This is a genomic window from Qipengyuania marisflavi, from assembly GCF_005884405.1.
GTDB lineage: Bacteria > Pseudomonadota > Alphaproteobacteria > Sphingomonadales > Sphingomonadaceae > Qipengyuania > Qipengyuania marisflavi.
Genome location: NZ_VCAO01000002.1, coordinates 165,886 through 192,115 on the forward strand (window position 1 = coordinate 165,886; position 26,230 = coordinate 192,115).

General features: G+C 63.9%; 27 protein-coding genes and 1 tRNA gene. 14 read left to right on the forward strand and 14 right to left on the reverse strand.

From position 1 onward, the window contains the following. Positions 1 to 58 precede the first annotated feature (58 nt). The 10 genes from ftsZ to FEV51_RS05340 all read left to right on the forward strand — a co-directional run bounded on the left by ftsZ (position 59) and on the right by FEV51_RS05340 (position 10,785). Positions 59 to 1,873, forward strand: a complete 1,815-nt coding sequence (gene ftsZ, locus FEV51_RS05295) for a cell division protein FtsZ (protein ID WP_138616699.1) — start codon at positions 59 to 61, stop codon at positions 1,871 to 1,873. A 51-nt stretch (positions 1,874 to 1,924) separates the two neighbouring features. Continuing rightward, positions 1,925 to 3,628: a tetratricopeptide repeat protein gene (locus FEV51_RS05300; protein WP_138616701.1), complete on the forward strand. Its 1,704-nt coding sequence runs from the start codon at positions 1,925 to 1,927 to the stop codon at positions 3,626 to 3,628. A 141-nt stretch (positions 3,629 to 3,769) separates the two neighbouring features. Continuing rightward, entirely contained in the window at positions 3,770 to 4,273 is a 504-nt protein-coding gene (locus FEV51_RS05305; protein WP_138616703.1) for a type III secretion system chaperone family protein, read from the forward strand. A 33-nt stretch (positions 4,274 to 4,306) separates the two neighbouring features. Then, positions 4,307 to 5,110, forward strand: a complete 804-nt coding sequence (locus tag FEV51_RS05310; protein ID WP_138616704.1) for a pyrroline-5-carboxylate reductase family protein — start codon at positions 4,307 to 4,309, stop codon at positions 5,108 to 5,110. Positions 5,111 to 5,221: 111 nt separating this feature from the next. Next, positions 5,222 to 5,962 carry a Bax inhibitor-1/YccA family protein gene (locus tag FEV51_RS05315; RefSeq protein WP_138616706.1) on the forward strand — a complete coding sequence of 247 codons (741 nt, stop codon included), beginning with the start codon at positions 5,222 to 5,224 and terminating at the stop codon, positions 5,960 to 5,962. A gap of 153 nt (positions 5,963 to 6,115) precedes the next feature. Then, positions 6,116 to 7,120: a hypothetical protein gene (locus FEV51_RS05320; protein WP_187695308.1), complete on the forward strand. Its 1,005-nt coding sequence runs from the start codon at positions 6,116 to 6,118 to the stop codon at positions 7,118 to 7,120. Between the two features lie 59 nt (positions 7,121 to 7,179). Beyond that, entirely contained in the window at positions 7,180 to 8,238 is a 1,059-nt protein-coding gene (obgE, locus tag FEV51_RS05325) for a GTPase ObgE (protein ID WP_138616708.1), read from the forward strand. Positions 8,239 to 8,242: 4 nt separating this feature from the next. Continuing rightward, the gene (gene proB / locus FEV51_RS05330) at positions 8,243 to 9,364 is read left to right on the forward strand and encodes a glutamate 5-kinase (RefSeq protein ID WP_138616710.1); all 1,122 of its coding nucleotides are present in this window, start codon (positions 8,243 to 8,245) and stop codon (positions 9,362 to 9,364) included. Next, a complete protein-coding gene (locus tag FEV51_RS05335; RefSeq protein ID WP_246034451.1) occupies positions 9,361 to 10,272 on the forward strand; it encodes an NAD-dependent epimerase/dehydratase family protein in 912 nt (303 codons plus the stop codon). Before proB ends, FEV51_RS05335 begins: the two co-directional genes overlap by 4 nt. A 105-nt stretch (positions 10,273 to 10,377) precedes the next feature. Next, positions 10,378 to 10,785: a hypothetical protein gene (locus FEV51_RS05340; protein ID WP_138616714.1), complete on the forward strand. Its 408-nt coding sequence runs from the start codon at positions 10,378 to 10,380 to the stop codon at positions 10,783 to 10,785. Between the two features lie 82 nt (positions 10,786 to 10,867). On the opposite strand, the gene FEV51_RS05345 is transcribed toward FEV51_RS05340, so the two are convergent. From FEV51_RS05345 to FEV51_RS05390, 10 genes are all read right to left on the reverse strand, one after another. Next, a complete protein-coding gene (locus FEV51_RS05345; RefSeq protein ID WP_138616716.1) occupies positions 10,868 to 11,626 on the reverse strand; it encodes a phosphoadenylyl-sulfate reductase in 759 nt (252 codons plus the stop codon). Beyond that, a complete protein-coding gene (locus tag FEV51_RS05350; RefSeq protein WP_138616717.1) occupies positions 11,623 to 12,063 on the reverse strand; it encodes a DUF934 domain-containing protein in 441 nt (146 codons plus the stop codon). Before FEV51_RS05350 ends, FEV51_RS05345 begins: the two co-directional genes overlap by 4 nt. Next, positions 12,056 to 13,687, reverse strand: a complete 1,632-nt coding sequence (locus tag FEV51_RS05355) for a nitrite/sulfite reductase (protein ID WP_138616719.1) — start codon at positions 13,685 to 13,687, stop codon at positions 12,056 to 12,058. The genes FEV51_RS05350 and FEV51_RS05355 overlap by 8 nt, the downstream gene beginning before the upstream one ends. After that, a complete protein-coding gene (locus FEV51_RS05360) occupies positions 13,687 to 13,983 on the reverse strand; it encodes a DUF2849 domain-containing protein (RefSeq protein ID WP_138616720.1) in 297 nt (98 codons plus the stop codon). Before FEV51_RS05360 ends, FEV51_RS05355 begins: the two co-directional genes overlap by 1 nt. After that, positions 13,980 to 14,738 (reverse strand): uroporphyrinogen-III C-methyltransferase, encoded by a 759-nt coding sequence (gene cobA / locus FEV51_RS05365; RefSeq protein ID WP_138616722.1) that lies wholly within the window; start codon positions 14,736 to 14,738, stop codon positions 13,980 to 13,982. Before cobA ends, FEV51_RS05360 begins: the two co-directional genes overlap by 4 nt. A 111-nt stretch (positions 14,739 to 14,849) precedes the next feature. Further along, the gene (locus tag FEV51_RS05370) at positions 14,850 to 15,353 is read right to left on the reverse strand and encodes a hypothetical protein (RefSeq protein WP_138616724.1); all 504 of its coding nucleotides are present in this window, start codon (positions 15,351 to 15,353) and stop codon (positions 14,850 to 14,852) included. Next, positions 15,340 to 16,407, reverse strand: coding sequence for a mechanosensitive ion channel family protein (locus tag FEV51_RS05375; RefSeq protein ID WP_425466593.1), 1,068 nt, complete (start codon positions 16,405 to 16,407; stop codon positions 15,340 to 15,342). The genes FEV51_RS05370 and FEV51_RS05375 overlap by 14 nt, the downstream gene beginning before the upstream one ends. A 2-nt stretch (positions 16,408 to 16,409) precedes the next feature. Beyond that, complete coding sequence (metC, locus tag FEV51_RS05380) at positions 16,410 to 17,621, reverse strand: cystathionine beta-lyase (protein ID WP_138616728.1); 1,212 nt, start codon at positions 17,619 to 17,621, stop codon at positions 16,410 to 16,412. Between the two features lies 1 nt (position 17,622). Then, positions 17,623 to 18,456, reverse strand: a complete 834-nt coding sequence (locus tag FEV51_RS05385; protein WP_138616730.1) for a sulfurtransferase — start codon at positions 18,454 to 18,456, stop codon at positions 17,623 to 17,625. Between the two features lie 36 nt (positions 18,457 to 18,492). Next, entirely contained in the window at positions 18,493 to 19,251 is a 759-nt protein-coding gene (locus tag FEV51_RS05390; RefSeq protein WP_138616732.1) for a hypothetical protein, read from the reverse strand. A 485-nt stretch (positions 19,252 to 19,736) separates the two neighbouring features. On the opposite strand from FEV51_RS05390, the gene queF reads away from it, so the two are divergent. Then, positions 19,737 to 20,195, forward strand: coding sequence for a preQ(1) synthase (gene queF, locus FEV51_RS05395; protein ID WP_138616734.1), 459 nt, complete (start codon positions 19,737 to 19,739; stop codon positions 20,193 to 20,195). A gap of 98 nt (positions 20,196 to 20,293) precedes the next feature. Here the strand turns inward: queF and FEV51_RS05400 are convergent. Beyond that, positions 20,294 to 20,369 (reverse strand) — tRNA-Thr (locus FEV51_RS05400). A 122-nt stretch (positions 20,370 to 20,491) separates the two neighbouring features. Here FEV51_RS05400 and FEV51_RS05405 point away from each other — a divergent pair. Then, complete coding sequence (locus FEV51_RS05405) at positions 20,492 to 21,433, forward strand: glutaminase (protein ID WP_138616735.1); 942 nt, start codon at positions 20,492 to 20,494, stop codon at positions 21,431 to 21,433. Here FEV51_RS05405 and FEV51_RS05410 read toward each other — a convergent pair. Both FEV51_RS05410 and FEV51_RS05415 read right to left on the reverse strand, forming a co-directional pair. Beyond that, the gene (locus FEV51_RS05410; RefSeq protein WP_138616737.1) at positions 21,430 to 22,302 is read right to left on the reverse strand and encodes a hypothetical protein; all 873 of its coding nucleotides are present in this window, start codon (positions 22,300 to 22,302) and stop codon (positions 21,430 to 21,432) included. The genes FEV51_RS05405 and FEV51_RS05410 overlap by 4 nt on opposite strands. Further along, positions 22,299 to 23,615 carry a replication-associated recombination protein A gene (locus tag FEV51_RS05415; RefSeq protein ID WP_138616739.1) on the reverse strand — a complete coding sequence of 439 codons (1,317 nt, stop codon included), beginning with the start codon at positions 23,613 to 23,615 and terminating at the stop codon, positions 22,299 to 22,301. Before FEV51_RS05415 ends, FEV51_RS05410 begins: the two co-directional genes overlap by 4 nt. Positions 23,616 to 23,717: 102 nt before the next feature. On the opposite strand from FEV51_RS05415, the gene FEV51_RS05420 reads away from it, so the two are divergent. Both FEV51_RS05420 and FEV51_RS05425 read left to right on the forward strand, forming a co-directional pair. Then, the gene (locus tag FEV51_RS05420) at positions 23,718 to 24,416 is read left to right on the forward strand and encodes a PadR family transcriptional regulator (RefSeq protein WP_246034452.1); all 699 of its coding nucleotides are present in this window, start codon (positions 23,718 to 23,720) and stop codon (positions 24,414 to 24,416) included. A 69-nt stretch (positions 24,417 to 24,485) separates the two neighbouring features. Continuing rightward, positions 24,486 to 24,944, forward strand: a complete 459-nt coding sequence (locus FEV51_RS05425; protein ID WP_138616741.1) for a hypothetical protein — start codon at positions 24,486 to 24,488, stop codon at positions 24,942 to 24,944. Between the two features lie 3 nt (positions 24,945 to 24,947). On the opposite strand, the gene FEV51_RS05430 is transcribed toward FEV51_RS05425, so the two are convergent. Continuing rightward, positions 24,948 to 26,111, reverse strand: coding sequence for a glycosyltransferase family 4 protein (locus FEV51_RS05430; protein WP_138617250.1), 1,164 nt, complete (start codon positions 26,109 to 26,111; stop codon positions 24,948 to 24,950). Positions 26,112 to 26,230 lie beyond the last annotated feature (119 nt).

A 26,230-nucleotide genomic window follows, 5' to 3' on the forward strand; every position in this document is an offset into this window, starting at 1 on the left:
TGTGCCAAATGTGTTACACCGTAATACTGGCGATTATTTCTACCCCGGGGGACACCCAATGAGCATCAATATCGGACCCGCATCGACTGACGAACTTCGTCCCAAGATCATGGTCATCGGCGTCGGCGGCGCGGGCGGCAACGCCATTGCCAACATGATGCAGGCCGAAATCGAAGGCGTCGACTTCATCGTCGCGAACACTGACGCGCAGGCGCTGGCGATTGCCACCTCTGAAAAGCGGATCCAGCTTGGCCCCGACATTACCGGCGGCCTGGGTGCAGGCGCACGTCCCGAAGTGGGCAAGGCTGCGGCTGAAGAAACCGTCGACGAGATCGACGAGGCGCTGGAAGGCGTGAATATGTGCTTCATCGCTGCCGGCATGGGCGGCGGAACGGGCACTGGCGCGGCACCTGTCATCGCGGAAGCTGCCCGCAAGAAGGGCGTTCTGACCGTAGGTGTCGTGACCAAGCCGTTCCTGTTCGAAGGCACCCGCCGGATGCGCGCGGCTGAGGCCGGAATCGACGAGCTGCAAAAGCACGTCGATACGCTGATTGTCATTCCCAACCAGAATTTGTTCCTGGTCGCCAAGGCGGAAACCACCTTCAAGGAAGCCTTTATCCTTGCGGACGAAGTGCTCCAGCAGGGTGTGCGCTCAATCACCGATCTGATGGTGATGCCGGGCCTGATCAATCTCGACTTTGCCGATGTACGTTCCGTGATGAGCGAAATGGGCAAGGCGATGATGGGCACGGGCGAGGGCGAGGGTGACAACCGTGCGCTCGACGCTGCCGAACGCGCGATTGCCAATCCGCTGCTCGACGGGGTCAGCATGGCGGGCGCCAAGGGCGTCATCATCTCGATTATCGGCGGCGAAGACATGAAGCTGCTCGAAGTCGATGAGGCGGCGAACCACATTCGCGAACTGGTCGATGAAGACGCCAACATTATCTGGGGTTCGGCATTCAATCCCGATCTCGACGGCAAAATCCGCGTTTCGGTGGTTGCGACCGGTATTGATGAAAGCGGGCGGTCGACAGAATCGGCCCCGCGTTCATTCTCCATGTCCGAAGCGCGTGCGCCCAAACGTCCGATCCTCGACCTGCCCAGCGAAAGCATGGCCGAGCCGGAGCCATTCGAATTGAGCGAGGGTCTGTCGGCTGAGCCCGAGCCGGAGCCGGTGGAAAAGCCCGCCTATGAGGCGGCTCCTGAGCCAGCTTACGACCTGACGGAATCCTACAGCGGTGCCGACGATTCTGCGACTTCGGACGATGACGAAGAGCCGGAAGCCGAAGAGGAAGAGCCGGTCTATTCGGCTGGCGGCTTGTCGCCCGCTTCGGGTGGTTCGGATGACGAAGAAGACGAGGACTATGACGACGTTGACGGTATCGTCGACCCGCTCGCTGGATTGAGGGATTCGCACACCGAGCGCTTTGAAGGCAGCGAAGATATGCCCGAGCCTGCTGCCGACGCTGGCTTCGGCGGCGCTGCTGAAGAGCCCGGCTGGAGCGCAGAAGGCACAGACGACAGCACCCCACTCGACCTGTCCGACCCGGCCAGCGAGGGCGGCGACCAGGACGAATTCCAGCTTGGGAGTGACCATATGGCCGAAGGCGAAAGCCCGCTGGTCGCCAAGCCCGGTCGCAAGCGTCCGCTGGTGCCGGGCGGCGACGCCGGAGGCTTTGGCGGCGGCGGCGGTGCAGGCGGGGGCGGTGATGATGACGGTGCCGGCAGTACGCTGTTTGAACGCATGGCCAAGCTGTCTCGCGGGTCCTCTCCCACAGCTTCGGAAGAGGATGAAGAGGACGACGAGGACGAGGGCAGCGGCGGCGCGCTCAATATCCCGCGCTTCCTCGGACGCCAGAACAATCAATAACCGGACTTTCGCGTCAGCGGATGTTCAACCGCGCGCGGATACGGACACGCAATGAGCATTGTCAGGCGATTGACCGGCGCGGCAGCGCTGGCGGCATTATGCGCGGGTCCGTCCACCGGATGGGCGCAATCGGGCGAAGTCGTCCAGCCGCTGCCGCCCGCCGGTTCTGATGCGCTGGAGACGGCGCTAGGCCGGTTAGCCCGCGATCCGCGCAACGTGGGGGCGCTGGTCGATGCCGGTGAAGCGGCTCTGGAGCTTGGCGATATTGATGCGGCGACGGGCTTTTTCGGGCGCGCGCAAGATCTGTCTCCGGGCGATCCGCGTGTAAAACTGGGCATGGCCCGCGCCTTTGTGCGTGCCCGCCGCCCGATTGAGGCGCTGCGGCTGTTTGCCGAAGCAGAACGAGGCGGCATCCCGGTAGCGCGTATGGCCGCTGACCGGGGCCTTGCCTTCGATCTGGTTGGTGACAGCGCCAGCGCACAGGCGATGTATCGCACGGCGTTGCGGCAGGGCAGCGATGATGAACTGATCCGCCGGCTGGCTATCAGTCAGGCGATTGCCGGTAACCGGCAGGGTTTTGAGGAGTCGTTGCTGCCGCTGCTCAAGCAGGGCAATCTCTCCGCCTTCCGCACGCGCGCATTCGGTCTGGCGATCCTGGGCGAGGAGAAGGAGGCCCTGTCGATCGCAGGGTCGCGCATGACCCCTGCGCTCGCACAGCAGATGGCGCCCTATCTCAGCTATATGCCGCGTCTGACGCAGGCACAGCAGGCCGCTGCGGCCAATCTGGGGCTGTTCCCGCGCGCCGCCAATATCGGCACGGACGACGCCGCGATTGCGCAATATACACGGTCTGGTGGACGCTCGGCGGATGCGGGACTGGTGCCCAGCGGAACGCCGCTTGGCGCGCAGGCAAATAACACGCCGAAAACGGATCCGCGCAGCCGGGAACGCCGCCGCAGACCCGACCGTACCGGCAGCCGTAGCGCGCGGGATTCGGGTGGTACCGCCTATCCCGGCCGTCCGCGCGTTGATCCGCAAGCTGGCCGGTCGACCAGGCGGCAGGCTGCGGCAAAGCCTGTGGTGACGCCCAAGCCTGCGCCGCCTCCGCCTCCGTCACCGTCACCTGCGCCATCACCGACGCCAGTTCAGGTCGCTGGGCCCACACCCATCCCCGCGCCCTCAATCGCGTCAACAGTCGCCCCTGGCCCTGCGCCCACAAAACCGCCTGTCGTGATCATCAATGTCCCGACGCCTGCCGAAGCCGCATCGCCGACACCTGTCGTGGTGGCTACAGTGTCCGACCCTGCGCCGCCGCTTCCCGCCCCTCAACCGGCAGATGTCGCGGATGCCTTCGCCAGCTTCGACCTGGCCGACACCGCGCGCGCTGAGCCAGCACCCGGAGCGGTCGACATCACCGCCATCGCAATCCCGCGAGAGGTCGAGGAGGCCAAGCCACCGCCGCCTCCACCCCCGCCGCCAAAAGCGCAGCATCCATCGCGCCACTGGGTACAGGTGGCGACCGGTAAAGACCGCGCCGCTCTGAAATATGACTGGCGGCGCATTGCCCGCCGGGCTGCTGGCAGGCTCGACAAAAACGGGCCGTTCGTTACCCCGTGGGGTGTCTCTTCCCGACTGCTCGCCGGACCTTTCCCCACCGCCACCGCCGCGCGCGAGATGGTAAAGGAACTCAACGCGTTGAACCTCGATTCCTTTACCTTCACCAGCAAGGCTGGCGAAGAAATAGAGCCTTTGTAAAGACTTGCGCCTTGGCGCGCAGCTTGTGCACAGGGTTTACACAGGCCAGATCAGTTCTCCCCAGCCGCCATCGCTGCGCGCATTGCCAAGCCGGACCAAGACACTGCAAGCAGCATGCATGGCTTGGACGGGACCTTTTCGATGAGAGCGGCTGAAGAACGCTTCGAGGCGGTGCATGACGCCGCGCCGCTCGAAATGCTGGCTGCGCTGTTCGATGCGCGGGGCTGGCCGTGCGAGCGCGGGGCGGACGAGATCAGCGGCGAAATTCAGGGGAGTTGGACCAAGTATCAGATCAAGGGCATCTGGCGCGCCGAGGACAGAGTGCTGCAAATCCTCTGCCTGCCCGATATCCGTATCGCCGCCGAAAAGCGCGGTCCCGCCAACGAGCTGGTGGCGCGGGTCAATGAACAATGCTGGCTGGGCCATTTCGAAATCTGGTCGAGCGGCAGCGTCCTGCTGTATCGTAATGGCACCATGCTGTCTGATGACGGGATGCTGAGCCTGGGTCAGGCGCAATCTCTGGTCGAAATCGCAGTTGATGAGTGCGACCGCTTCTATCCCGCGTTCCAGTTTGTGCTGTGGGGCGACCGGACGCCTGCCGATGCGCTGGATGCGGCAATGGTGGACGCAGCGGGCGAGGCCTGACATCACCCACTACACCCCAAATGGAGGGTGCAAATGACATCGAATATTCTGATTTACGGTTACGGCACGATGGCTGCCGCGATGGTCGATGGCTGGCTGCACGCGGGTGTGCCTGCCGATACCATCACCGCCTACAACCCGCGCCCCAAGCAGGCCGCGCCGGGTGTCCGGCTGGTCACTGAATTGCCCGAGACGCAGTTCGATTTCGTCGTGCTGGGGTTCAAGCCCTACATGCTCGCCGACATTGCTCCGGCGATGCAGGCGGTGGCGGGTCAGGGTACGGCGATCCTGTCGGTGCTGGCCGGGGTCGATCTGGCGACGCTGCGGCGCAGTTTTCCGAAGGCGGGCGGCGTGGTGCGGTTCATGCCCAATCTGGCGGTGGCGCTGGGCAAATCGCCCAATGCGCTGGTGGCCGAAGGTCTTGACGATCACCGCCGCGATCAGGTCACAGGTTTGGCCGAAATGCTGGGCAGCGCAGAATGGCTGGCGGGCGAGCAGCAGTTCGAGCTGGTCACGGCGCTGGCCGGATCGGGGCCGGGCTTCGTCTATCGCTTTATCGATGCGCTGGCGTCTGGGGCGGCTTCGCTTGGGTTGGAAAGCGCTCAGGCGCAGCGGCTGGCGGTGCAGATGGTTGAAGGCGCTGCGGCGCTGGCGGCGGCATCGCCCGATGCGCCGGGTGAATTGGCACGCCGTGTCGCCAGCCCTGGCGGGATGACGCAAAAGGGGCTCGATGTGCTGGATAAGGACGCCGCGCTGGCCACTTTGGTGGAACGCTGCCTGCGTGCCGCCCGCGATCGCGGCGTGGCCATGGGTGAAGAGGCCCGCAAACAAGGTTGACGCCCGCAAACCTTTATTGCGTCGGTTTTGCTTGAAATACGCGCGCATACTGCCGATATTGGCGAAAGAAGCGGGTGCCCCGGTGCCCCGCGCAAATGGAGTGACGCAGACATGGCCGATTGGGACGACACCAAGCAGAGGCAGGGCTTCGGCTCCGTGCCGCGCGCCGGGGACCCCGTTGCCCGCGCAGAAACTTTCGACGCGGGCCTGCGCTCGCATATGCTCAAGATTTACAATTACATGAGCTCGGGCGTGTTGCTGACCGGGCTGGTCGCGCTGTTGACGGCGCGGTCGGGTCTGGCGATGACTTTCGCATCAGGTCCGCTGATGTGGTTGGTGGCATTGTCGCCGCTCGCCATCGTTTTTGCGATGAGCTTTGGCGCCAAAAAGTTCAGCCAGGGCACGCTCCAGCTGATGTTCTGGGGCTTTGCGGTCCTGATGGGCCTGTCGCTGTCGACGATTTTCCTGGTTTATACCGGCGCATCCATCGCGGTTACGTTCTTCGCCACCGCCGGTGCATTCGCAGGGCTTAGCCTGTTCGGTTACACCACCAAGAAGAACCTTCAGGGCTTCGGCACATTTCTGGTGATGGGTGTGATCGGGTTGTTGATCGCCATGGTGATCAACATCTTCCTGCAGTCTACTGTGATGACGATGGCGATCAGCTTCATCGGTGTGCTGATCTTCGCAGGCCTCACCGCCTACGATACGCAGCGCCTCAAGGCGGAATATCAGTTCGTCAAAGGCACCGAGTTCGCTGGCAAGGCGATCATCATGGGTGCGCTGACACTGTATCTCGACTTCATCAATATGTTCCTGTTCCTGCTGCGCTTCATGGGCAGCCGCGACTAAACGCATACACGACTCGTTTCATCGTGCCCGGGGTGCCAAGCGCACTCCGGGCATTTCTTTTGCCCAAAGCGCACGTTAGAAGTGGCTGCTTCATCCCCGGTCAATCTGTCACGGGGGATGATGCATCGGGAAATTTCAGGAGGGTCGCGCGCCATGAGCCGCGTTACATCGAACATCATCCGCATCGTTACTGTTGCCAGCGGCATTGCCGCGCTGGGCGCTTGTACCACACCTCCGCCGCCGCCGCCGCCGCCTCCCCCACCTCCTCCGGTTGTGGTTATTCCCTACCGGCCGCTTCCCCCCGGCGGCGCGGCTACCGCGATGACCATTCCGATGGTGGGCGTGGATGGTGTGCGCCAGACAGTGAATGCCAATCTCACACCTGCGCAGACGACGTGGAACCTGCGCTCAGCCTTGAACGTGGCCGCGCTCAACTGCCTTGGTCCGCAGCACGCCGCGATCCTGCCGAACTACACCAGTTTTCTGGACCGCAATGTGCGCCAGCTATCGGCGACAAACCGCGCCTTGCAGAGCGAGTTCCGTCAGAAATACGGCCCGACCTATCGCGATGTGCAGGATTCCTACATGACGCAGGTCTACAATTATTTTGCGCTGCCACCCGCGATCAACCAGTTCTGCGATATCGCGCTGGTGGTCAGCAACGAGGCGCTGCTGGCCGACCCGGGCGATCTGGATGTGTTCGCCGCACGGACCATGCCGCGGATCGAGGCCGTGTTTGAAGACTTCTTCCGTGCTTACGAACAATACCGCATCAATCTGTCGAGCTGGGACGCGCAATATGGCCCGCCCACCGTGCGGACCACCGCGACGGGCTACACCAATCCGCTCGACCCGTCGGTGCGTATCGAACCGGGCGAAACGGTGGTGGGAACGATGCCCGCGACACAGCCGGTGGTGATCGCCGGGGAATCGCAGGCCCCGATCGATCTGCCGCCCGCCAGCGCTATTCCTGCACCAGCTCCGATGATTATCTTGCCGGGCGCGGGTCCGGTTTTCAGTTCTGGCGAAGTCGTACAGGGTGAAGATGCCCCGGTCACCGCTCCGGTCATCACACTGCCCAGCGAAGGTCCGATCTTCCAGTCTGGCGAAGTGGTGCAGGATAATGACGGCGTAACCGGAGGACAGCCGCAGGGCTAAACCCTCCGGCCCCTTTGTTGCGCTCGCCTTGGCGATGAAAAGCGATTAGGGCGCCATCCATGCATTTCCTCGACCAAGCAAAGATCTATCTGAAGTCCGGCGCGGGCGGCCCCGGGGCTGTCAGCTTCCGGCGTGAAAAATACGTTGAATTCGGCGGCCCCGACGGCGGCAATGGCGGCAAGGGCGGCGATATCGTGTTTGAAGCCGTGCAGGGCCTGAACACGCTGATCGACTTCCGCTATGCGCAGCATTTCAAGGCCAAGCGCGGCAGCCACGGCATGGGCCGCGACCGCACCGGCGCGGGGGCCAAGGAACTGGTCGTCAAAGTGCCGGTGGGCACGCAGGTCATGTCCGAAGACCGCGAGGAAGTGCTCGCCGATTTTACCGAGGTTGGCCAGCGCGTGGTCTTCCTTGAAGGCGGCATGGGCGGCCGGGGCAATGCCAGTTACAAATCCAGCACCAACCGCGCCCCGCGCCAGCATCAGCCGGGCGAAGTGGGGCAGGAGCTGTGGGTCTGGCTGCGGCTGAAACTGCTGGCCGATGTGGGTCTGCTGGGCCTGCCCAATGCCGGCAAATCGACATTCATCAATCAGGTGTCCAACGCCAAGGCCAAGGTTGGCGCATACGCCTTCACCACACTGGTGCCAAAGCTGGGCGTGGTGCGGCACAAGGCGCGCGAATTCGTGATCGCGGATATTCCCGGCCTGATCGAAGGCGCTGCCGATGGCGCGGGGATCGGGGACCGGTTCCTGGGCCATATCGAACGCTGCCGCGTGCTGATCCACCTGATCGACATCGCCGGAACCGACCCGGTTGAGGCTATGCGCGTGGTCGAAGAAGAGCTGGAAGCTTACGGCGCGGGACTTGATGGCAAGACCCGGCTGGTGGCGCTGAACAAGCTCGATCTGGCCGATGACGAGCTGGTGGAAGCCTTTTCGGACGAACTGCTGGCGGCGGGCGCGGACAAGGTGTTCCCGATCTCGGGCATAACTGGTGCCGGGGTCAGCCAATTGCTCGACGCAGTGCTGGGTTATCTGCCTGATCGTACCGCGACCGAAACCAAGCAGGGGCAGGTCGAAAGCATCGAAGAAGAGGAAGGCGACTGGTCGCCGCTCTGAGCGCATGAATTTCACCGTCCTGTCCGATTTGCGCAGTGCCAGGCGGCTGGTCGTCAAGATCGGCTCGTCACTGCTGGTCCAGCGCGGTCAGCCGCGCGGCGAATGGCTGGCGGCGCTCGCTGCGGAACTGGCCGGGCTGCGCGCGAGTGGGCAACAGGTGATCGTGGTCAGCTCTGGCGCAATCGCACTGGGCGCGGCGCGCATGGGCATGGCGAAAGGCGGGCGCGGCAGTCTGGAAGACGCGCAGGCCGCCGCCTCAGTCGGTCAGATCGAACTGGCACGGCTGTGGTCCGAAGCGCTGGCTGCGCATGACATTGTCGCGGCGCAAATGCTGGTGACATTGGGCGATCTGGAAGGTCGCCGTCGTTACCTCAACGCCGCCGCGACGCTGGAACGGCTGATGGCGGCAGGCGCGGTGCCGGTGGTCAATGAAAACGACAGCGTGGCGACCGAGGAAATCCGCTTTGGCGACAATGACCGGCTGGCCGCGCGGGTGGCGCAGGCGGCGGGGGCCGATGCAGTGTTGCTGCTGTCCGATGTTGACGGCCTGTATGACCGCGATCCGCGCAGTGATGGTGCCACACTCTTGCCGCAGGTCGACGGGATCACCCCCGAGATATTCGCAATGGCCAGTACGAAGTCGGGGTCCGGTCTGGGTTCGGGCGGTATGACCTCCAAGCTCAAGGCGGCTGAAATTGCGGAGCGGGCGGGTATCGCTCTCGCCATCGTCAATGGCACCCTCACCGCGCCCATTGCGCGGGCGCTGGATGGCGGTATCGGCACGCTGTTCCTGCCCCAGCGCCATGATGATGCGCGCAAATCATGGCTGGGCGGGCGATTGGCGCCAGCGGGCGTGTTGACCGTGGATGCGGGCTGTATGGCCGCGCTGCAAACCCATGCCAGCCTGCTGGCCGCCGGAATGACCGAAGTGCAGGGCGATTTCGCGCGCGGCGATCTGGTGGCGGTGTTCGGGCCGAAAGGGGAGCGGCTGGCGCAGGGGCTGGTCGAATATTCCGCCGGGGAATGCCGCGCGATTCTAGGGCTCAAGGTCGAGCAGCAGGCCCCCGTGCTCGGCTATGTTCCGCGCGGCTGCGTAATCCACCGCGATCATCTGGTGCAGCTGTGACAGTCGCGCTGACTGGCGGCACGGGCTTTGTCGGGCAGGCGGTGCTCGACGCGGCGGAGCGGCATGGCACGGCGATCCGCGCATTGACCCGGCGGCCACCTGACCAGGCGCGCAAAGCGGTGGACTGGGTGAGCGGAAGCCTGTCCGACCCGGCATCGCTGGGCGATCTGGTCCGCGGGCTGGACACAGTGATCCATGTCGCCGGGCTGACCAACACGCCCGACACTGCCGAGTTCGAGATTGCCAATGTCACCGGCACGCAGAACCTGCTTGATGCCTGTGACCGGGCCGGGGTGGAGCGTTTTGTGCTGGTGTCCTCGCTCTCCGCGCGCGAGCCGGAGTTGTCGCAATATGGCGCGTCGAAGGCCCGCGCGGAAACGCTGGTGGAGAGCAGCCGCCTCGACTGGACGATCGTGCGTCCGCCAGCGGTCTATGGCCCGCGTGACAGCGACATGTTCGAACTGTTCCGCGCCGCAAAATATCGCGTGGTTCCAGTGCCGCCCAAGGGGTACAGCTCGATTATCCATGTCGATGATCTGGCAGAATTGCTGCTGGCGCTGATCCCTGCCGGACGCTTGGTATCGGGTAAGTTGTTCGAGCCTTCGGACGGCAATACGGCGGGTTATGAGCATGGCCAACTGGCGCGGTTGATCGGCGATGCTGTGGGCAACAGCGTGGTTGCGCCGCATCTGCCCGCGCCGCTGCTGACGCTGGGGGCGAAACTGGACCGGATGCTGCGCGGCGACGCTGCCAGGCTTACCGCCGACCGGGTGGGCTATATGACCCATCCCGATTGGGTCGCCCGTTTCGACCGCGCGGTCCCGCTCGAGATCTGGGAGCCGCGCATTGGCGGCGAGGAAGGGCTGAAAGCCACCGGCGAATGGTATCGCGCTCAGGGGTGGCTGTAAGATCTTGATAGGCAATAGGACGCTAGCACTGTAACCCATGCCTCAGGGGAGCTTTTGTCTGGCCTTCGACACGATAGTCGGGCGTCCGAAATTGGGGAAATTTCGATGAAATATATTGTTCTCGTGGCCGCGCTGGCCAGCCTTTCAGCGTGCGGCGGTGCCGCGACTGAAGAAGAATCTTCGGCAGCACCGGCGGAAATGGTCGTAGAAGAAGCGCCAGCCATGACCGCCGCCGATGGCGGGCCTTCAACCGGCACGTTCGAGATTACCAATGCCAAGGGCGAAGTCAGCACTGAAGTGCTGGCGGCCGACGGAACCTTCACCAGCACAAATGCAGCAGGCGAATCCAAGACCGGCGTATGGGAACAGCGTTCACCCAACGAATTCTGCGCGCAGGATGCGGACGAAACCGAAATGACCTGTTTCGCCGAAGCGGTTGGCGATGATGGCGTCTGGACCTCCACCGATCCCGATGACGGTGAGGTTTCGACCGTCAAGCGGGTTGCCTCGTAAATTGATCCCGGCCTTCGGGCCAATATAAATGCCTACGGGGTTCCGGGCGCTGCTGCACCCGGGGCCCCGCTTGCTATCGGGACTAGAGGAACGGCTCCTCGCCGGGTTTGTGGATGCCGCATTCGGTTTTGTCCCACCCCTTCCACCGGCCCGATCGGGGGTCTTCGCCGGGCGCGACGGCGTGGGTGCAGGGGGAGCAGCCGATAGAGGGGAAGCCGCGCTCCACCAGTGGGTGGCGCGGCAGATCATGCGCTGCGAAATAATCGGCAATCTGCGCGCCGTCCCAGTCGATCAGCGGGTTGATCTTGAGCCGCCCCTGCGCATCCGCAGTGTCGATTTCAAAGCGCGGCAGATTGGCGCGCGTGCTCGATTGGAATGCCTTGCGGCCTGTAAAGCTGGCGTCGAATCCCGCCATCGCCAGTTCGAGCGGGCGCACCTTGCGCATCTCGCAGCACCCATCGGGATCGTAAGACCAGCGCATCCCGGTGGCGTCACGCGCCTCCAGGTCGGGCAGGGCTGGGTACAGATCGCGGAAGTCCGTCAGCGCCAGTCGCCCGACCAGCGCGTCACGATAGGCCAGTGTTTCGGGGAAATGCTTGCCGGTTTCCAGAAACAGAACCGGCACTGACTGATCGACCGAGGCAATCAGGTGCAGCAGCACGGCGCTTTCTGCACCAAAGCTGGAAACCACCGCCACATCGCCCGCCAGCCGGTCGCCAATGACTGCACGCAGCATCTCTTGCGTGTCGGCGCCGCGAAACCGGCGGTTGAGGCCGATTGCATCCTGTTCGGTAAAGCGCGGCGCGGTGTCGAGCCGGTCGATGGCGCGCAAGGCGGTCACGCAGCGTGCCCGTCTCCATGCCGCAGCGCCCAGATTGGCGCGCGCTGGTCGGCAGCGACCTGATATACATCGGGCCAGCGGGCCAGCGCCGCCTCGACATCGCCGGCATCGAGAGGGGCATCGGGTTCAAAGGAATCGTAGCCGCAGCGGCGCATATAGGCCAGCTGGTCCACCAGCACATCACCCACCGCGCGCAGCTCGCCATCATAGCCGGCTTCGCGCAGGATCCGTGCCGAGGAATAACCACGACCGTCGCCGAATGCAGGGAAATTCACCTCCACCAATGCAATCCGTTCCAGATGCGGCAGCAAGGCGCGGGCATCATCGCCCGGCTCCACCCGCACCGCAGCTGCGTTGCTCTGGTCGAGGAAGGAATCCACCGTGACGGCGGCATGGCCGACAGCTTCGTCATCGCGGTATCGCAGGATATCAACCATAGAGCGCCTCTTTGAACGGGGTCATGCCAATGCGGCGGTAGGTGTCGATGAAGCGCTCGCCATCACGGCGTTCGCGTTCGTAAACCTGCGTGACGGTGTCGACAGCATCCACCACGCCATCCTCGTCAAAACCGGGGCCGGTGATCTTGGCCAGGCTGACGTCCTCCGCCTCGCTGCCGCCAAGCGAGAGCTGGTAATTTTCCACCCCCTTCTTGTCGACGCCAAGGATGCCGATGTGGCCAGCATGATGGTGCCCGCAGGCGTTGATGCAGCCGGAGATTTTCAGCTTCAGCTCGCCCAGTTGCGCAGTCTTGCCGCTGTCGGCAAAGCGGGTCGCGATCTTCTGCGCGACAGGGATGGAACGGGCGTTGGCGAGGCTGCAATAGTCGAGGCCGGGGCAAGCGATGATGTCTTCCACCGTATCGAGATTTGGACTGCCCAGACCCGCTGCATCCAGCGCGGTCCACAGCGTGTGCAGATCAGCCGTGCGGACATGCGGCAGCACGATGTTCTGCGTGTGCATGACGCGCAATTCGTCGCAGGAGTAATCCTTCGCCAGATCGCCCATCAGCCGCATCTGTTCGGCTGTGGCATCGCCGGGAATGCCGCCGGGCGGCTTCAGGCTGACGACTGCCGACACATAGCCGGCGGTCTTGTGCGGCACCGTATTGCGATCCGCCCACAAGGCGAAATCCGGATCGCTGCGGTCGAGAGCATCGGCAGCGGCGTCTGCGAACAAGGGTTCTTCGAAATAGGTCTTGATCCGCTCAAGCTCGGCCAGCGGCGGCTCCACACCCTGTTCCAGCAGAAGCGCAAACTCCTCCTCGACCTGCCGCGTGTATTCCTCTGCGCCCAGCTCGTGGACCAGGATCTTGATCCGCGCCTTGTACTTGTTGTCGCGGCGACCGTGCCGGTTGTAAACGCGCAGGCACGCCTCGGCATAGGTCACCAGCTGATCCAGCGGGACAAATTCGCGGATGCAGGGGGCAATCATCGGGGTGCGGCCCATACCGCCGCCGACATAGAATGCCGCGCCCAAAGCCCCGTCACGCTTCACAATGCGGATGCCGATATCGTGCAGCCGCATGGCCGCGCGGTCTTTCTTGCTGGCGATGACGGCGATCTTGAACTTGCGCGGCAGATAGCTGAATTCGGGGTGGAAGCTGGACCATTGGCGCAGCAGCTCGGCATAGGGGCGCGGGTCGGCGACCTCGTCCGCGGCGGCCCCGGCGAAATGGTCGGAACTGATATTGCGGATGCAATTGCCGCTGGTCTGGATGGCGTGCATCTCAACCTTCGCCAGATCGGCGAGGATATCGGCGGCGTCCTCCAGCTTGATCCAGTTGTACTGGATGTTCTGGCGGGTGGTGAAGTGGCCGTATCCGCGGTCATATTTGTCGGCAATATCGGCCAGCGCATGCATCTGGCGGCTGTCGAGCGTGCCGTAAGGGATGGCGACGCGCAGCATATAGGCGTGCAGCTGGAGATAGAGGCCGTTCATCAGCCGCAGCGGCTTGAACTGATCCTCGCTGAGCGAACCGTCGAGGCGGCGGCGTGCCTGATCGCGGAATTCCGCGACACGGGTATCGACCATTTGCTGGTCGTAAGTGTCATATTTGTACATCAGATCACCCAATTGCCGATATCGGGATCGGCCGGCTTCAGCGTCAGGTCGGGGCGCACCGTGGGGCCGAGCGCGCGCACACGGTCCTTGATATGTGCGGGGCGGGGGCTGCCTTCGTGCAGGTCGGCTGCGATGGCATAGGGCACGTTGACGCGCCGCGCGGCTTCTTCGCGCCGGGCGATTTCCTCTTCGCTGCCAGTCACATCCACCGCGTCTTCGACATGGAGCGACCAGTCGCTGCCGGTCCACCACGTGACTGCGCCGGTTTTCAGATCATTGCCGGTCAGGATTTTCACAGTGCTGCCTCCTGCGCCAATGCCACCAGCGCCACATCTGCGCGCGCGGTCACTTCGCCGATTACGATCAGCGCAGGGCTGACCACGCGCTCGCGCTCGACCAGTTCAGGCAATTCAGCCAGCAACCCGCGCAGCACACGCATATTTGGCCGCGCGCCATTCTCGATGATCGCCACAGGCATGGCCGGGGCAAGGCCGTCCGCCATCAGCTTCTCGGCAATTTGCGGTGCGGTCTTGACTCCCATGTAGATCACCAGCGTGCGGCCGGTTCCGGCGAGGCCGGCCCAATCCTGCTGCGCCAGCCCCTTGCACTGGCCCGCCACGAAGCTGACGATGCTGGCGGCATCGCGGTGGGTGAGCGCGATTTGCGCGGCTGCGGCGGCGCCATTGGCGGCGCTGATGCCGGGGACGATCTCGACCGTAATTCCGGCGGCGCGAGCGGCCTCGGCTTCCTCACCGCCGCGCCCGAAGACCAGCGGATCGCCGCCTTTCAGCCGCACGACATCGCGGCCCGCGCGCGCATGGCGCACCAGCAGCGCGTTGATATCTTCCTGAGGCAGGGTGTGATGCGCTCGGCGCTTGGCGACATTGATCAGCACCGCTTCCTTGCAGGCCATCGCCAGCACTGCGGGTTCGATCAGCCCGTCGTGAACGATGATCTGCGCGCGTTCGATCAGCCGCGCGGCGCGCAGGGTCAGCAGGTCGGGATCACCCGGCCCGGCGCCGACGAGATAGATGGTGCCATGTTTTTCCATGGCTGCGAAAATGCGGGATGCCGCTGTTTCGCGCCAATCAGAATGAATGTGCGGCTGGACAGATCAGCTTTTGAAATCGCCGCTACCGCACCTGCAAGCTATCCTTGGGGCTCAGTCTGTAACTTTGCCCAGCGCGCGGCGATTGCTGAGGCATGATCCCTCCGCCAGTGTGACCAGCGAGCCCGCAACCAGCGCAGCGGCCAGATAGATCGGCAATGTTTCGGTGGCGAAGCGTTCGCCGGTCAGGCCGATGCCGTAGCCGCGCGACCAGTCGGCGGGGATCAGCGCCAGTGCCAACAGCTGCGCAGTGATGGCCGCCAGAATATCGGCAAGCCGCAACATCGCACGCTCCAGCCGCAGCAGCTTGCGTGCGGCCAGCGCCAAGCCGCCGAAGATCAGCCCGAAGCCGAGCTTGGCCATTGGCGAAACCTCGTCCGCCACCGCGAACATCCCGGCACCGAAGGATTGGCCGTTGGCCAGCGGTGACAGGCCCGCAGCGGCAATCGCCGCGCTCGCCAGAAAAATCGCCAGCGCCCATGCGGGCACCCAGCCAAAGGCAAAGCATTTCCAGTGAAACACGCGCGCCTGCGTCTGCGGCAAGTCAGGCATTGCCATCAGGGCCGCGCGTTTCCTCGCGCCGCGCCATCAACTCGATCAATTTGTCGAGCTGGTCGCTGTTGCGCAAATGGATGTCACGCTGCGGGAAGGGGATTTCGACGCCTTCTTCGGCAAACAGCGTCCATAGCTTCTTGAGCACAGCGGAACGGACATTGCCGACGCCTTCTTCCGGGTCCTTGATCCAGCACTGGATAATGAAATCGACCGAACTGTCACCATAACCGTCCAGCCAGATCGTTGGCGGCGGCGCTTTTAGCACGCGGCTGGAGGATTTGGCTGCCTGCAACATCAGGCGTTCGGCCAGGTCCAGATCGCAATTATAGGACACACCCACCGGCACCTGAATGCGCACATTGCGTGAGGAATAGGACCAGTTTTCCACCTGATTGATCATCAGATTTTCGTTGGGAATCAGATATTCACGCTGATCACGCGTGGTGATCGACACGGCCCGGATACCGATCTTGCGGATTTGTCCGAAGCTTTGCTGACCAGCAGTGTCGGTCACTGCGATCACGTCGCCCGGTTTGATCGATTTGTCCATCAGCAGGATGATCCCGGCGATCAGATTACCGAAGGTTTTCTGAAGGCCGAAACCGATAGCCAGACCGAACGCGCCGGAGAATACCGCCAGCGCGGTCAGGTCGATACCCAGCAGATCGATCCCGATAAACAGCGCGGCGGCCCACACCAGGATCGAAACCAGCTTTTCCGCCAGCAATTGCTGCGACGGGTCCAGCTTGGTCACCCGGCGGACCATACGGCGGCCCAGCTTGGCAAGGAACCACGCCAGCGCGAGTACGCCGACGATCACGCCGACGACGATCAGCACATCCCACAAGGATATTCGCACATCGCCGAAACTGATCGCCAGACTGTTTAGCGAATCCACCAGCGAGCCGAGCGTATCGCTCTGCTTGGCGACCGCGTCACGCAGGCCCTCGGCTGCGGCGACGCCCTGCTCGGGCGCATCTTCGGACAGGCTCCACGCCTGTTCGATTGCGGGTGGCTCGGGCGTTGTCTCCGGCGAGGGGGTGGGCGATGCCTGCACGTCTATCCTTCGTTCATGGCGGCAAACCCGCGTTCAAGATCGGCGATCAGGTCACCGGCGTCTTCCAGTCCGACCGATAGGCGAACCGCGTGCCGGTCCTCAAGCCCCCAGCCCGCGCGGGGCCATGCCATCACGCTGCGCACTGGATTGACATCAAAGGGCAGGGCCAGGCTTTCAAACCCGCCCCAGCTATAGCCTATGCCAAACAGGCTAAGCGCGTCGACGAAGCGGCACCGCGCCGCATCATCGCGGCCAGCCAGCACAAAGCTGAACAGTCCGCAGCTGCCGGAAAAATCGCGTTGCCACAATTCGTGGCCGGGGGTGCCGGGCAGGGCGGGGCAAAGCACATGCGCTACCTCGTCGCGCGCTGCCAGCCATTGTGCCAGCGCCAGCGCGCTTGCGCTTTGCCGTTCCAGCCGGACGCCCATTGTGCGCAGTCCGCGAAGCGCCAGTGCGGCATCATCGGGGCTGACCACATGGCCCAGCTCCTGCGCGGTCAGGCGCAACTTGCGATACCAGCGGTCCCCTGCTGCGGCAGAACCCATCATCACGTCCGAATGCCCGCCCACATGCTTGGTCAGCGCGGTAATCGCGATATCGCAGCCATGTTCAAGCGCAGGAAAGCCCAGCGCGGTGGCCCAAGTGTTGTCAACCAGGCTGACCGCGTCATGCTCACGCGCAATCCGGGCAAGCGCGGGAATGTCGCAGACTTCCATCGTCAGGCTGCCGGGATTTTCGAGGAACACCGCGCGGGCCCGATCACAAAATGCGTCGGCAAAGGCATCCATATCGAGCGGGTCGAAGAAACGGTGCTCGACACCATAGCGTTTCAGCAGGCCCGCCGCTGTATTGCGCGTGGGGTCATAGGCATTGTCCGACACCAGCAGCACGTCGCCTGGCTTCAACACTGCCAGCAGCGCGCCGACAATCGCCGCCAGCCCGCTGGGATACAGCACTGTGCCCGCCGCGCCGGGTTCCAGCGCGGTCAGCGCTTCGGACAGTGCCCACTGCGTCGGCGCGCCGCGGCGGCCATAGAAGAACTCGCCATCCTTATTTGAACCCTTGCGGCTGCGAAGATCCTCGCAGCTGTCATACAGATGCGTGCTGCCGCGCCACACGGGCGGATTGACCACATGACGGGCAAAATCGCCCGAGCGGCCGCCGGTCACCAGCGTGGTCGCTGCGGTGCGCTGCGTGTCGCCTTCCTTGGCCATATCAGTCGGCGGGACCGCTCTGTTTTGGAGTGGCGGGGTCTGCGCCCCATTCCAGCCAGCTGCCATCATACAGCGCCGCGTCACCTTTGCCCGCGCGGGCAAGGCCGAACAGCAGCACCGATGCGGTCATCCCGCTGTTGCAGCTGGTGATGACGGGGGAGTCCAGTGCGATCCCGGCGGCGGTGAATTCGGCGCGAATGGCTTCGGGGTCTTTCCATGTGCCGTCTTCTGCAAACAGCCGCCCGAACGGCAGATTGCAGGCGCCGGGGATATGGCCATCCGAACCGCTACCCTCTGCTCCGGCAAAGCGGCCCGCGTCACGTGCATCGACCACCTGCTCGTCACAGGCCGCGCAATTGGCGAGCATATCGGCCTTGCTGCGTACTTCACGCGCAGTGCCGGGCACGGGAAAGTCACTCGCCGGAAATTCGGCCATGCCGCTTTCGGTCGGGCGGCCCTCAGCCAGCCATTTGGCCAAGCCGCCGTCGAGAATCGCGACCTGTGCGATGCCGTATAATTCGCAAACGAACCAGCCGCGGGCTGAACTGCGGATCATGCTGTCATCATACAGCACCACGCGGCTGCCGGGCGGAACGCCCAGCGCGCCCATGCGGACTGCGAATTGTTCTGCCGATGGCAACGCCTTGGGCACTGGCGAGGTGCTGTCGACAAAGCTGTCCAGATCGAGGAACCGTGCGCCGGGTATATGCTGCTGGCCAAATTCGGCGCGCGCATCGCGGCCACTGTCGGGCAAGTGCATGCTGGCATCCAGCACCACCAGATCGGGAGTGCCTAACTGGCCAGCGAGCCATTCGGTTGAAACGAGATTATCCATGACCGAGGCCTAGCGAGCGCGGGGCCTCAAGTCGACTCACGCCAGCTCGCGCTGCGCCACCGCATCATAACTGCGCGGCGCATCATCCAGCCGGAACGGTTGCAGCCGCCCGCCGCCCGGTACGCCCTGACCGATCACAAAGGTCTTCACCAGTGCGCCATCGCCCGCCCCGTCCACGCGCACGCGCAGCAGCGGCACCAGCAGCGGCAGGCGCCCCTGATGGATAATCTGCGCTTGCGCCAGTGGCATCTGCACCTGACCTTCAATGGTCATGCTCTGGCTGGGCGAGACGCGCGCGATGGTGTGGCGCGTTTCGATGGCAGTGCCGCTATTGGCGACCTGCTGATCAACAGGGGATTGCGCATGGGCGGACACGATATCCGCGCCCACGGTCACATCCTTCAGCGCCGCATGTGTGCGATTGATCAACGTCAGCCGGTATTTCAGCGTTGCGAAGGCCACGCTGCGGGTCAGTTTTACCGCCTCGGCGCGCAGGATGACTGTCTGGTCAGCAGGCGCGGCAGGGCGCGCAGTGGCTCCGGCGACCACCGGCTTCTCGATCTCCGGCGGCGGCCGACTGGCCTGACGTCGCCGCCAGAATGCGAAACCGGCAGCCAGCAATGCCGCAAGGGCTGCCAGCGCGGCGAGCAGGGGCCAGTTGCTGTCTTCGCTCTCCGTATCATCGATGGGCAGGGTAAATGCGGGATCGGTGGGAGTGGTAGCGTCCGTGGGGATCGGCGGCGGCATCGGCGCGCCCGTGTCGGAGGGCAGCGGAAGCGGTTCGGCTGGCGTCACGGGGGTCCGCTCGACCGGCGTGACCTGATCGCGCTGCGATGGCGAAGCTGAGGGGCGCGGGCGCGGCGAGGGTACGGTGCGCGTAGGTTGCGCTGGTGTTGGCGTTGGGGTGGCAACCACCGCGCCGGTAGCAGGCGACGGGCGCGGAGCGGGAGCAGGGGTTGGCTTGGAGGTCGCGATTACACGGGGCCTTACGGGAATCACGCCGCTTTCCTCGTCCACAGGACCTTGAACACGCGATTCGGGCGTCGGCGTTGGAGCGGGCGGCAGCTGGAAATCCTGCGGCGAGCGCGCGGATTGCGCCGCGGCGGGCGCAGCTGCCACTAATGCGAGAGCGAGGGTCAGGAAGCTTGGTCGAAACATCATATTCAGGAGAAATCTGCCGTTGCATGGGCATCCATGCGAATGCGCGCTGAATAGGTACTGAAGGCCGCCAGTCCAACCCCCGGCTTGCACCCGCGCACGCTTCACGGCAAATGCGCGGCATGAGCGACACACCTGCACCCAAATTCCTTGGCGCCAATACCGCGCTGCCCGCCTCTCCCGAAGCGGCCGAGCTGGATTATGTGCCCAATCCGCGCGCCGGCCAGCTGTATATGGTCCGCTTCGCCGCGCCGGAGTTCACATCGCTGTGCCCGGTGACCGGTCAACCCGATTTCGCGCATCTGGTGATCGATTACGCACCGGGCGAAACCATCGTCGAATCCAAAAGCCTCAAGCTGTTCCTGGGATCCTTCCGCAATCACTGCGGATTTCACGAAGATGTGACCGTGGGCATCGGCCAGCGCCTGTTCGACGAAATGCAGCCCCGCTGGCTGCGGATCGGCGGCTATTGGTATCCGCGCGGCGGCATTCCGATCGACGTATTCTGGCAAAGCGCCGCTCCGCCCGAGGGGCTGTGGCTGCCCGACCAGGGCGTCAGCGGTTATCGCGGACGGGGTTGAGCCCCGCGCTCAAGCAGCGCAGCGGTAGGGCAGACAAGAACGCCCTCAAGCAGCGCAGCGATAGGGCAGACAAAAACCCATTTCCGCCTTGGCGGAAATGGTGCCGGCTAGAGGATTCGAACCCCTGGCCCCCTGATTACAAATCAGGTGCTCTACCAACTGAGCTAAGCCGGCGTGCCGATTGGCAGCGGCGCCCTTTATTGCGAAACGGGGGCGCTCGTCCAGTCTCTTGATAGCGACAATCTTCATATCGCGCCTGCATTGCGCGCCGGACGGCGGCGGACTATCGGCGGATCATGGATTTGCAGCGCATTGTCGACGAAACGTGGGAGGCGCTGGCGGACCAGCGCGGCAGCGGTACACCTGCACGCTATATCCCGGCGCTGGAGCTGGTCGATCCGCGGCAATTCGGCATTGCGATGGCGACCCGCGACGGGCCGGTTTACTGCGCGGGTGACGCCGATGTGCCGTTTTCGATCCAGTCGGTGTCCAAGGTGTTTGCGCTGGCACTGGCGTTGGAGCGTGAGGGACCGGCGCTGTGGGATGTGGTCGGGCGCGAGCCGTCGGGCAATCCGTTCAATTCGATCCTGCAACTGGAACGCGAAAAGGGCGTGCCGCGCAATCCGTTTATCAACGCCGGTGCGATTGTGACGACTGACCGCTTTATTGGTGACCGCAGCCCCGAAGTCGCCATCGACGATCTGCTCGCCCGGCTGCGGCTGATGGCGCGTGACGAAGGGGTCACTATCGATACGGAGGTCGCGCGTTCGGAAAGCCAGACCGGTTCGCGCAACCGTTCGCTGGCCTATTTCCTCGCCGATTTCGGGCGGCTGTTGAACCCGGTCGAAGATGTGCTGTCGGTCTATTTCCGCCAGTGCTCGCTGGCGATGAGCTGCCGCCAACTGGCCGAAAGCGCGCTGTTTCTGCCGTTTGACGGCACCGATCCAGTGTCCGGCGTGACAATGTGTTCGCCCAGCCGGGCGCGGCGCATCAATGCGCTGATGCTGCTGTGCGGACATTACGACAATTCGGGTCAATTCGCTTTCGAAGTCGGCTTCCCCGGCAAGTCCGGGGTGGGCGGGGGCATATTGGCCAGCGTGCCGGGCCGCGCCTCGATTGCGGTATGGTCGCCGGGGCTGAACCGCGCAGGGACCAGCCTGCTGGGAGCCAAAGCATTGTCGGATATTGCGCTGCGCACCGGCTGGTCGGTGTTCAGCGGCAAATTGCCCGAGATCTAAAGCGCGCCGAAGGTCCAGCCTTCGGTCCGGGCGATCTGCGGGGTCAGGCCCGCCGGGTTCCAGCGGCGCGGATCATCCGCGACCGCGCGCAGCCATGCAGCGGTCAGCAGCGCATCGGAGGAATGATCGTCAATCGCGCCGCTGCCGGTGACGGGCGGCGATCCCAGCGCGGCAAGGGCATGGTTCAAGTCCTCAAAGCTGCGCATCTTGGATTTCGCCGCGCTGCGCCCCGCTTCGCGCGCAGCCAGGCTGGTGTAAATCTCCACCACCACCGAACCTTTGTCCGGTAGCAGATCGACCGGCCACACCGGCAGGTGCCCGCGCAGCGCGTGCAGCATTCGCATGCCCGTCAGGCTGGATTTGCCCACCTGCGCCGCACCGACGAGGTTGAAATTGGAATACGGTTTGCACCCCATCGCCGCCTGCGCGTGCTCGGTAACGCGCAACCGCCCGCGGCCATGCTCTGCGCCGTCGCAGCCGAACTGCGCGCCGGTATTTGCACCGTCGCGGAAATAGGCGCGCAATTCGGGATGTGTGACGAAGCTGCTAGCACCCAGATTGGCCTCCCCGGCACAAACCGCCTCGATCAGCGCCCACAGGCCCTGCGCATCGCGGGGCGAGCCGGGCCAGCCGGGGAAATAGTCGCCGCAATCCGCGTGGGGCAGAGCAATCCCGAGATCCAGGCCGACTAGCGTATCGGCGGGCAAGCCATCGCGCAGCACGGCAAGCGCATCTTCTCTGCTCCAGCGATGCGCGGCAAGCACTGGTGGCCCGCCATCAGCATCAGCAATCGCCAGCGCAACGCCCTTCTGCCGCCCACCTTTCGCACCCGACCAGTCGATGGCGAGGAAATGCGAAAAGCGGCTCATTCGCGGTCGCGCCGCAATTTGTCCCAATAGTCCAGCCGCTTGGCAATGTCGCGCTCGAACCCGCGTTCCACGGGCTGGTAATAGGTTTGCGGGTCCATTTCTTCGGGCCAGTAATTGTCGCCCGAAAAGCCCTCGTAAGCGTCGTGATCATAGCTGTAGCCTGCACCGTAACCGATGTCCTTCATCAGCTTGGTGGGCGCGTTGAGGATGTTTTGCGGGGGCGTGAGGCTGCCGGTTTCGCGCGCACTTTTAAAAGCCGATTTCTGCGCCTTGTAGACCGCATTCGATTTCGGCGCGGTGGCGAGGTAGATGCATGCCTGCACCAGCGCCAGCTCGCCCTCGGGACTGCCCAGAAATTCGTAGGCATCCCTGGCCGCCATGCATTGGGTCAGCGCCTGCGGATCGGCCATGCCGATATCCTCCACCGCCATGCGGACCAGTCGGCGAGCAAGGAAGCGCGGCTCTTCGCCCGCCACCAGCATCCGCGCCAGATAATACAGCGCTGCCTGCGGGTCGGAGCCGCGCACCGCCTTGTGCAGCGCCGAAATCAGATTGTAATGCCCCTCGCGATCCTTGTCATACACCGCCACGCGGCGTTGGAGGAAGGCACCCAAGGCTGCGGGATCGAGCGGCTCGCCCAGCATGGCATTGTAGAGCGTTTCCGCCTGATTGAGCAGGAACCGCCCGTCGCCATCGGCGCTCGCCACCAGCGCCTCACGCGCGGGCGGGGTGAGCGGCAGAGGGCCTTCCAGACCTTCCGCGCGGTCAAGCAATTGGTCGAGCGCCTTGTGATCCAGCCGCTGGAGGATCAGCACCTGTGCACGGCTGAGCAGGGCGGCGTTGAGCGCGAAGCTGGGGTTTTCGGTGGTGGCACCCACCAGCGTCACCGTGCCGCGTTCCACAAACGGCAAGAAGCCATCCTGCTGCGCGCGGTTGAAGCGGTGAATCTCGTCCACGAACAATAGCGTGCGCTGTCCCGCCTCGGCGGCCCGATCGGCGGCGGCGAAGGCTTTCTTGAGATCGGCGACGCCGGAAAACACCGCGCTGACGCTTTCAAAGCGCATTCCAACGCTGTCGGCCAGCAACCGCGCGATGGTGGTCTTGCCGGTACCGGGTGGCCCCCACAGGATCATCGAGGACAGCCGCCCTGCCGCCACCATGCGCCCGATTGCGCCTTCGGGGCCGGTCAGATGTTCCTGTCCGATCACCTCGGCGAGTATCGCGGGCCGCAGCCGGTCGGCCAGCGGCGCATCTTCGCGCAGCGGGGCAGGCTTGCTGTCGGGAAGCGGATCATCGTCAAAAAGGTCGGGCATTGCGGCTAGATAGGCGGGCACAGCGAAATTTGCACCGGGGCACTTGCATTCAATCCTTAAAGATATATCTTAGAGCCATCTTAGATAGGTCAGGATATTCTCATGAACAGACATTGCAACAAACGCAGCCGCCGCAGCGCGTGGCCGCTGATTGCCATGATGGCAGCCAATTCCGGTCGTCACGGCTCAGGCAAAAACTGGGGCAGTGATTGGGGTGACTGGAGCGGTGGGTTTGGACCCGATGGCCCATTTGGCCCCAAGGGTCCGTTCGGTCCCGATGGCCCGTTTGGCCCCGGTGGCCCCTTTGGAAAGGGCGGACGCGGCGGTGGACGGCGGCGCGGGCGGATGTTCGGCTCTGGCGAATTGCGACTGCTGCTACTCCATCTGATCGCCGAGGAACCGCGCCACGGTTACGAGCTGATCAAAGCTATCGAAGAGATGACCGGCGGCCATTATGCGCCCAGTCCCGGCACGGTTTACCCCACATTGTCACTGCTGGAAGACGAAGGCGCGATCCGTCAGGCGACGGGCGGTGACGAAGCGCGCAAGGACTATGAAGCGACCGACAGCGGGCGCGCCGAGCTGGAAGAGCGGTCGAGCGAGGTTGAGTCGCTGCTCGAACGCCTGACCGGCCATGCCGAAAAGCGCGGCGCCTTTGCCACACCCGAGATGTTCCGGGCGGCAGGCAATCTTGCCGCCGTTCTCAAAAACCGCGCGCGCTCCGGTGATCTGAACGACGCTAAAATCGCTGAGATCGTCGATCTGGTGGATGATCTGGCGAAGAAGATCGAGCGGCTCTGACCCGGCCAAACTTGCGCTCCGCGCCGCAGGCGATAGTCTGGGTGCGGGCCGCAAGCGGGAGGAACAGTTATGGATACTGAGACGACGACGAAAACCCCCTGGCACCTGTGGCTGATCGGTGCGCTGGCAACGGCATGGAATGCGATCGGACCCTATGACTATATCCAGACACAGACTGGCAATCTGGACTATTTCAAAAGCTCTGAAGAGATGATGGGCGTCGATGGCGCCACCGCGCTCGCATATTTTCAGGACCTGCCTGCATGGATCGACGCGTGTTGGGCTCTGGGCGTTTGGGGCGCGCTGATCGGATCGATCCTGCTGCTGCTGCGCTCACGCTATGCCGTATGGTCCTTTGCGATTTCGCTGTTTGGGCTTGCCGGATCGACCTTTGGCCAGCTGGCGCGCGGAATGCCCGAATGGGCATCTGGCGGTAGCAATACGATTTTCACAATCGTCATCTGGTCAATTGCCACATTCCTGCTGATTTATGCAGTCAGCATGCGCAACAAGGGTGTGCTGCGTTAAGCGTCAGCTGCGCGCGTCGCCATTGGCGCGGGCTTTTGCCAGCCGCAGATAGACGTCGACCACTGCCTGGTTGATTGCGTCCCAGCTGAACTCGCGGCTGCGCATCTCGCCAGCCGCGCCGTGCGCCTGCCTCAGCTGCGGATCGCGGCAATAGCGTTCCAGCACGTCGGCATAGGCCTCTGCACTGCCCGTGGGCACCAGCGCGCCGGTTTCGCCGTCCAGTACCAGACTGGTGCTGCCGGTCGCCCCGGCGGCGACCACGGGCAGGCCGCTGGCCATAGCTTCCAACGTCACATTGCCGAATGTCTCGGTGATCGAAGGGTTGAAGAACAGATCGGTGCTGGCCAGCGCGCGGCCCAGATCGGGGCCGGACTGGAAGCCGACGAAAATCCCGCCGGGCAGCGCCTTTTCAAACCATGCGCGCGCCGGGCCTTCACCGATTACCACCACGCGGTGCGGCACCTGGCGGCGGCGCAATTCGACGACGGTGTCGGCAAACACGTCGAGGCCCTTTTCCATCACCAGTCGGCCCAGAAATCCGATAGCGACCTCGTCCGGCGCCAGTCCCAGCTCGGCGCGCCATGCCGCGTCTCGTTTGTCGGGGCCGAAGACATTGCGATCGACACCGCGCGACCACAGCGAGATGTCGTGATGCATCTCCTGTTCGCGCAGCGTTTCGATCATGCTTGGCGAGGGGGCCACCAGCGCATCGCACCGGCGATACAGCCGCCGCAGGATAGCTTCGACAGCGGGTTCCAGAAAACCCATCTTGTAATAGCGCGGATAGGTCTCAAACCGCGTGTGCACCGAAGCCAGCGCCGCCACATCATTGTCACGCGCCCAGCTGACCGCGCGGTGGGCGGACACATCAGGCGATGCAACATGCAGCACATTGGGCTTGAACGCTTCCAGATCGTCTCGCACGCGGCCCGGCAGGCCCAGTGGAAACTGGAATTCGCTGCGACCCGGCAGTGGGAAGGATGGCAGCGAGACCAGCTCGCCCGTGGGTTCAAAGGCGGGGGTTGGCACGGTGGGGGAATAGACCCGAACCTGCGCGCCCTTACCCATGACATAACCCATCAGGCAGTTGAGCGCCTGATTGGCCCCGTCACGGGTGTAATTGTAATTCCCGCTGACCAGCGCGATGCGAAGATCCGACACGTTCATCAGCGCGCCCATAGGCAAGCTGGACGCATTTGGCGAGAGGGAGTTCACCGTGTCGCCAAACCGGCCCGGCGCTGCATACCTATTTCGCATTGACATGTTGCGGCGCAACATTACTGCGG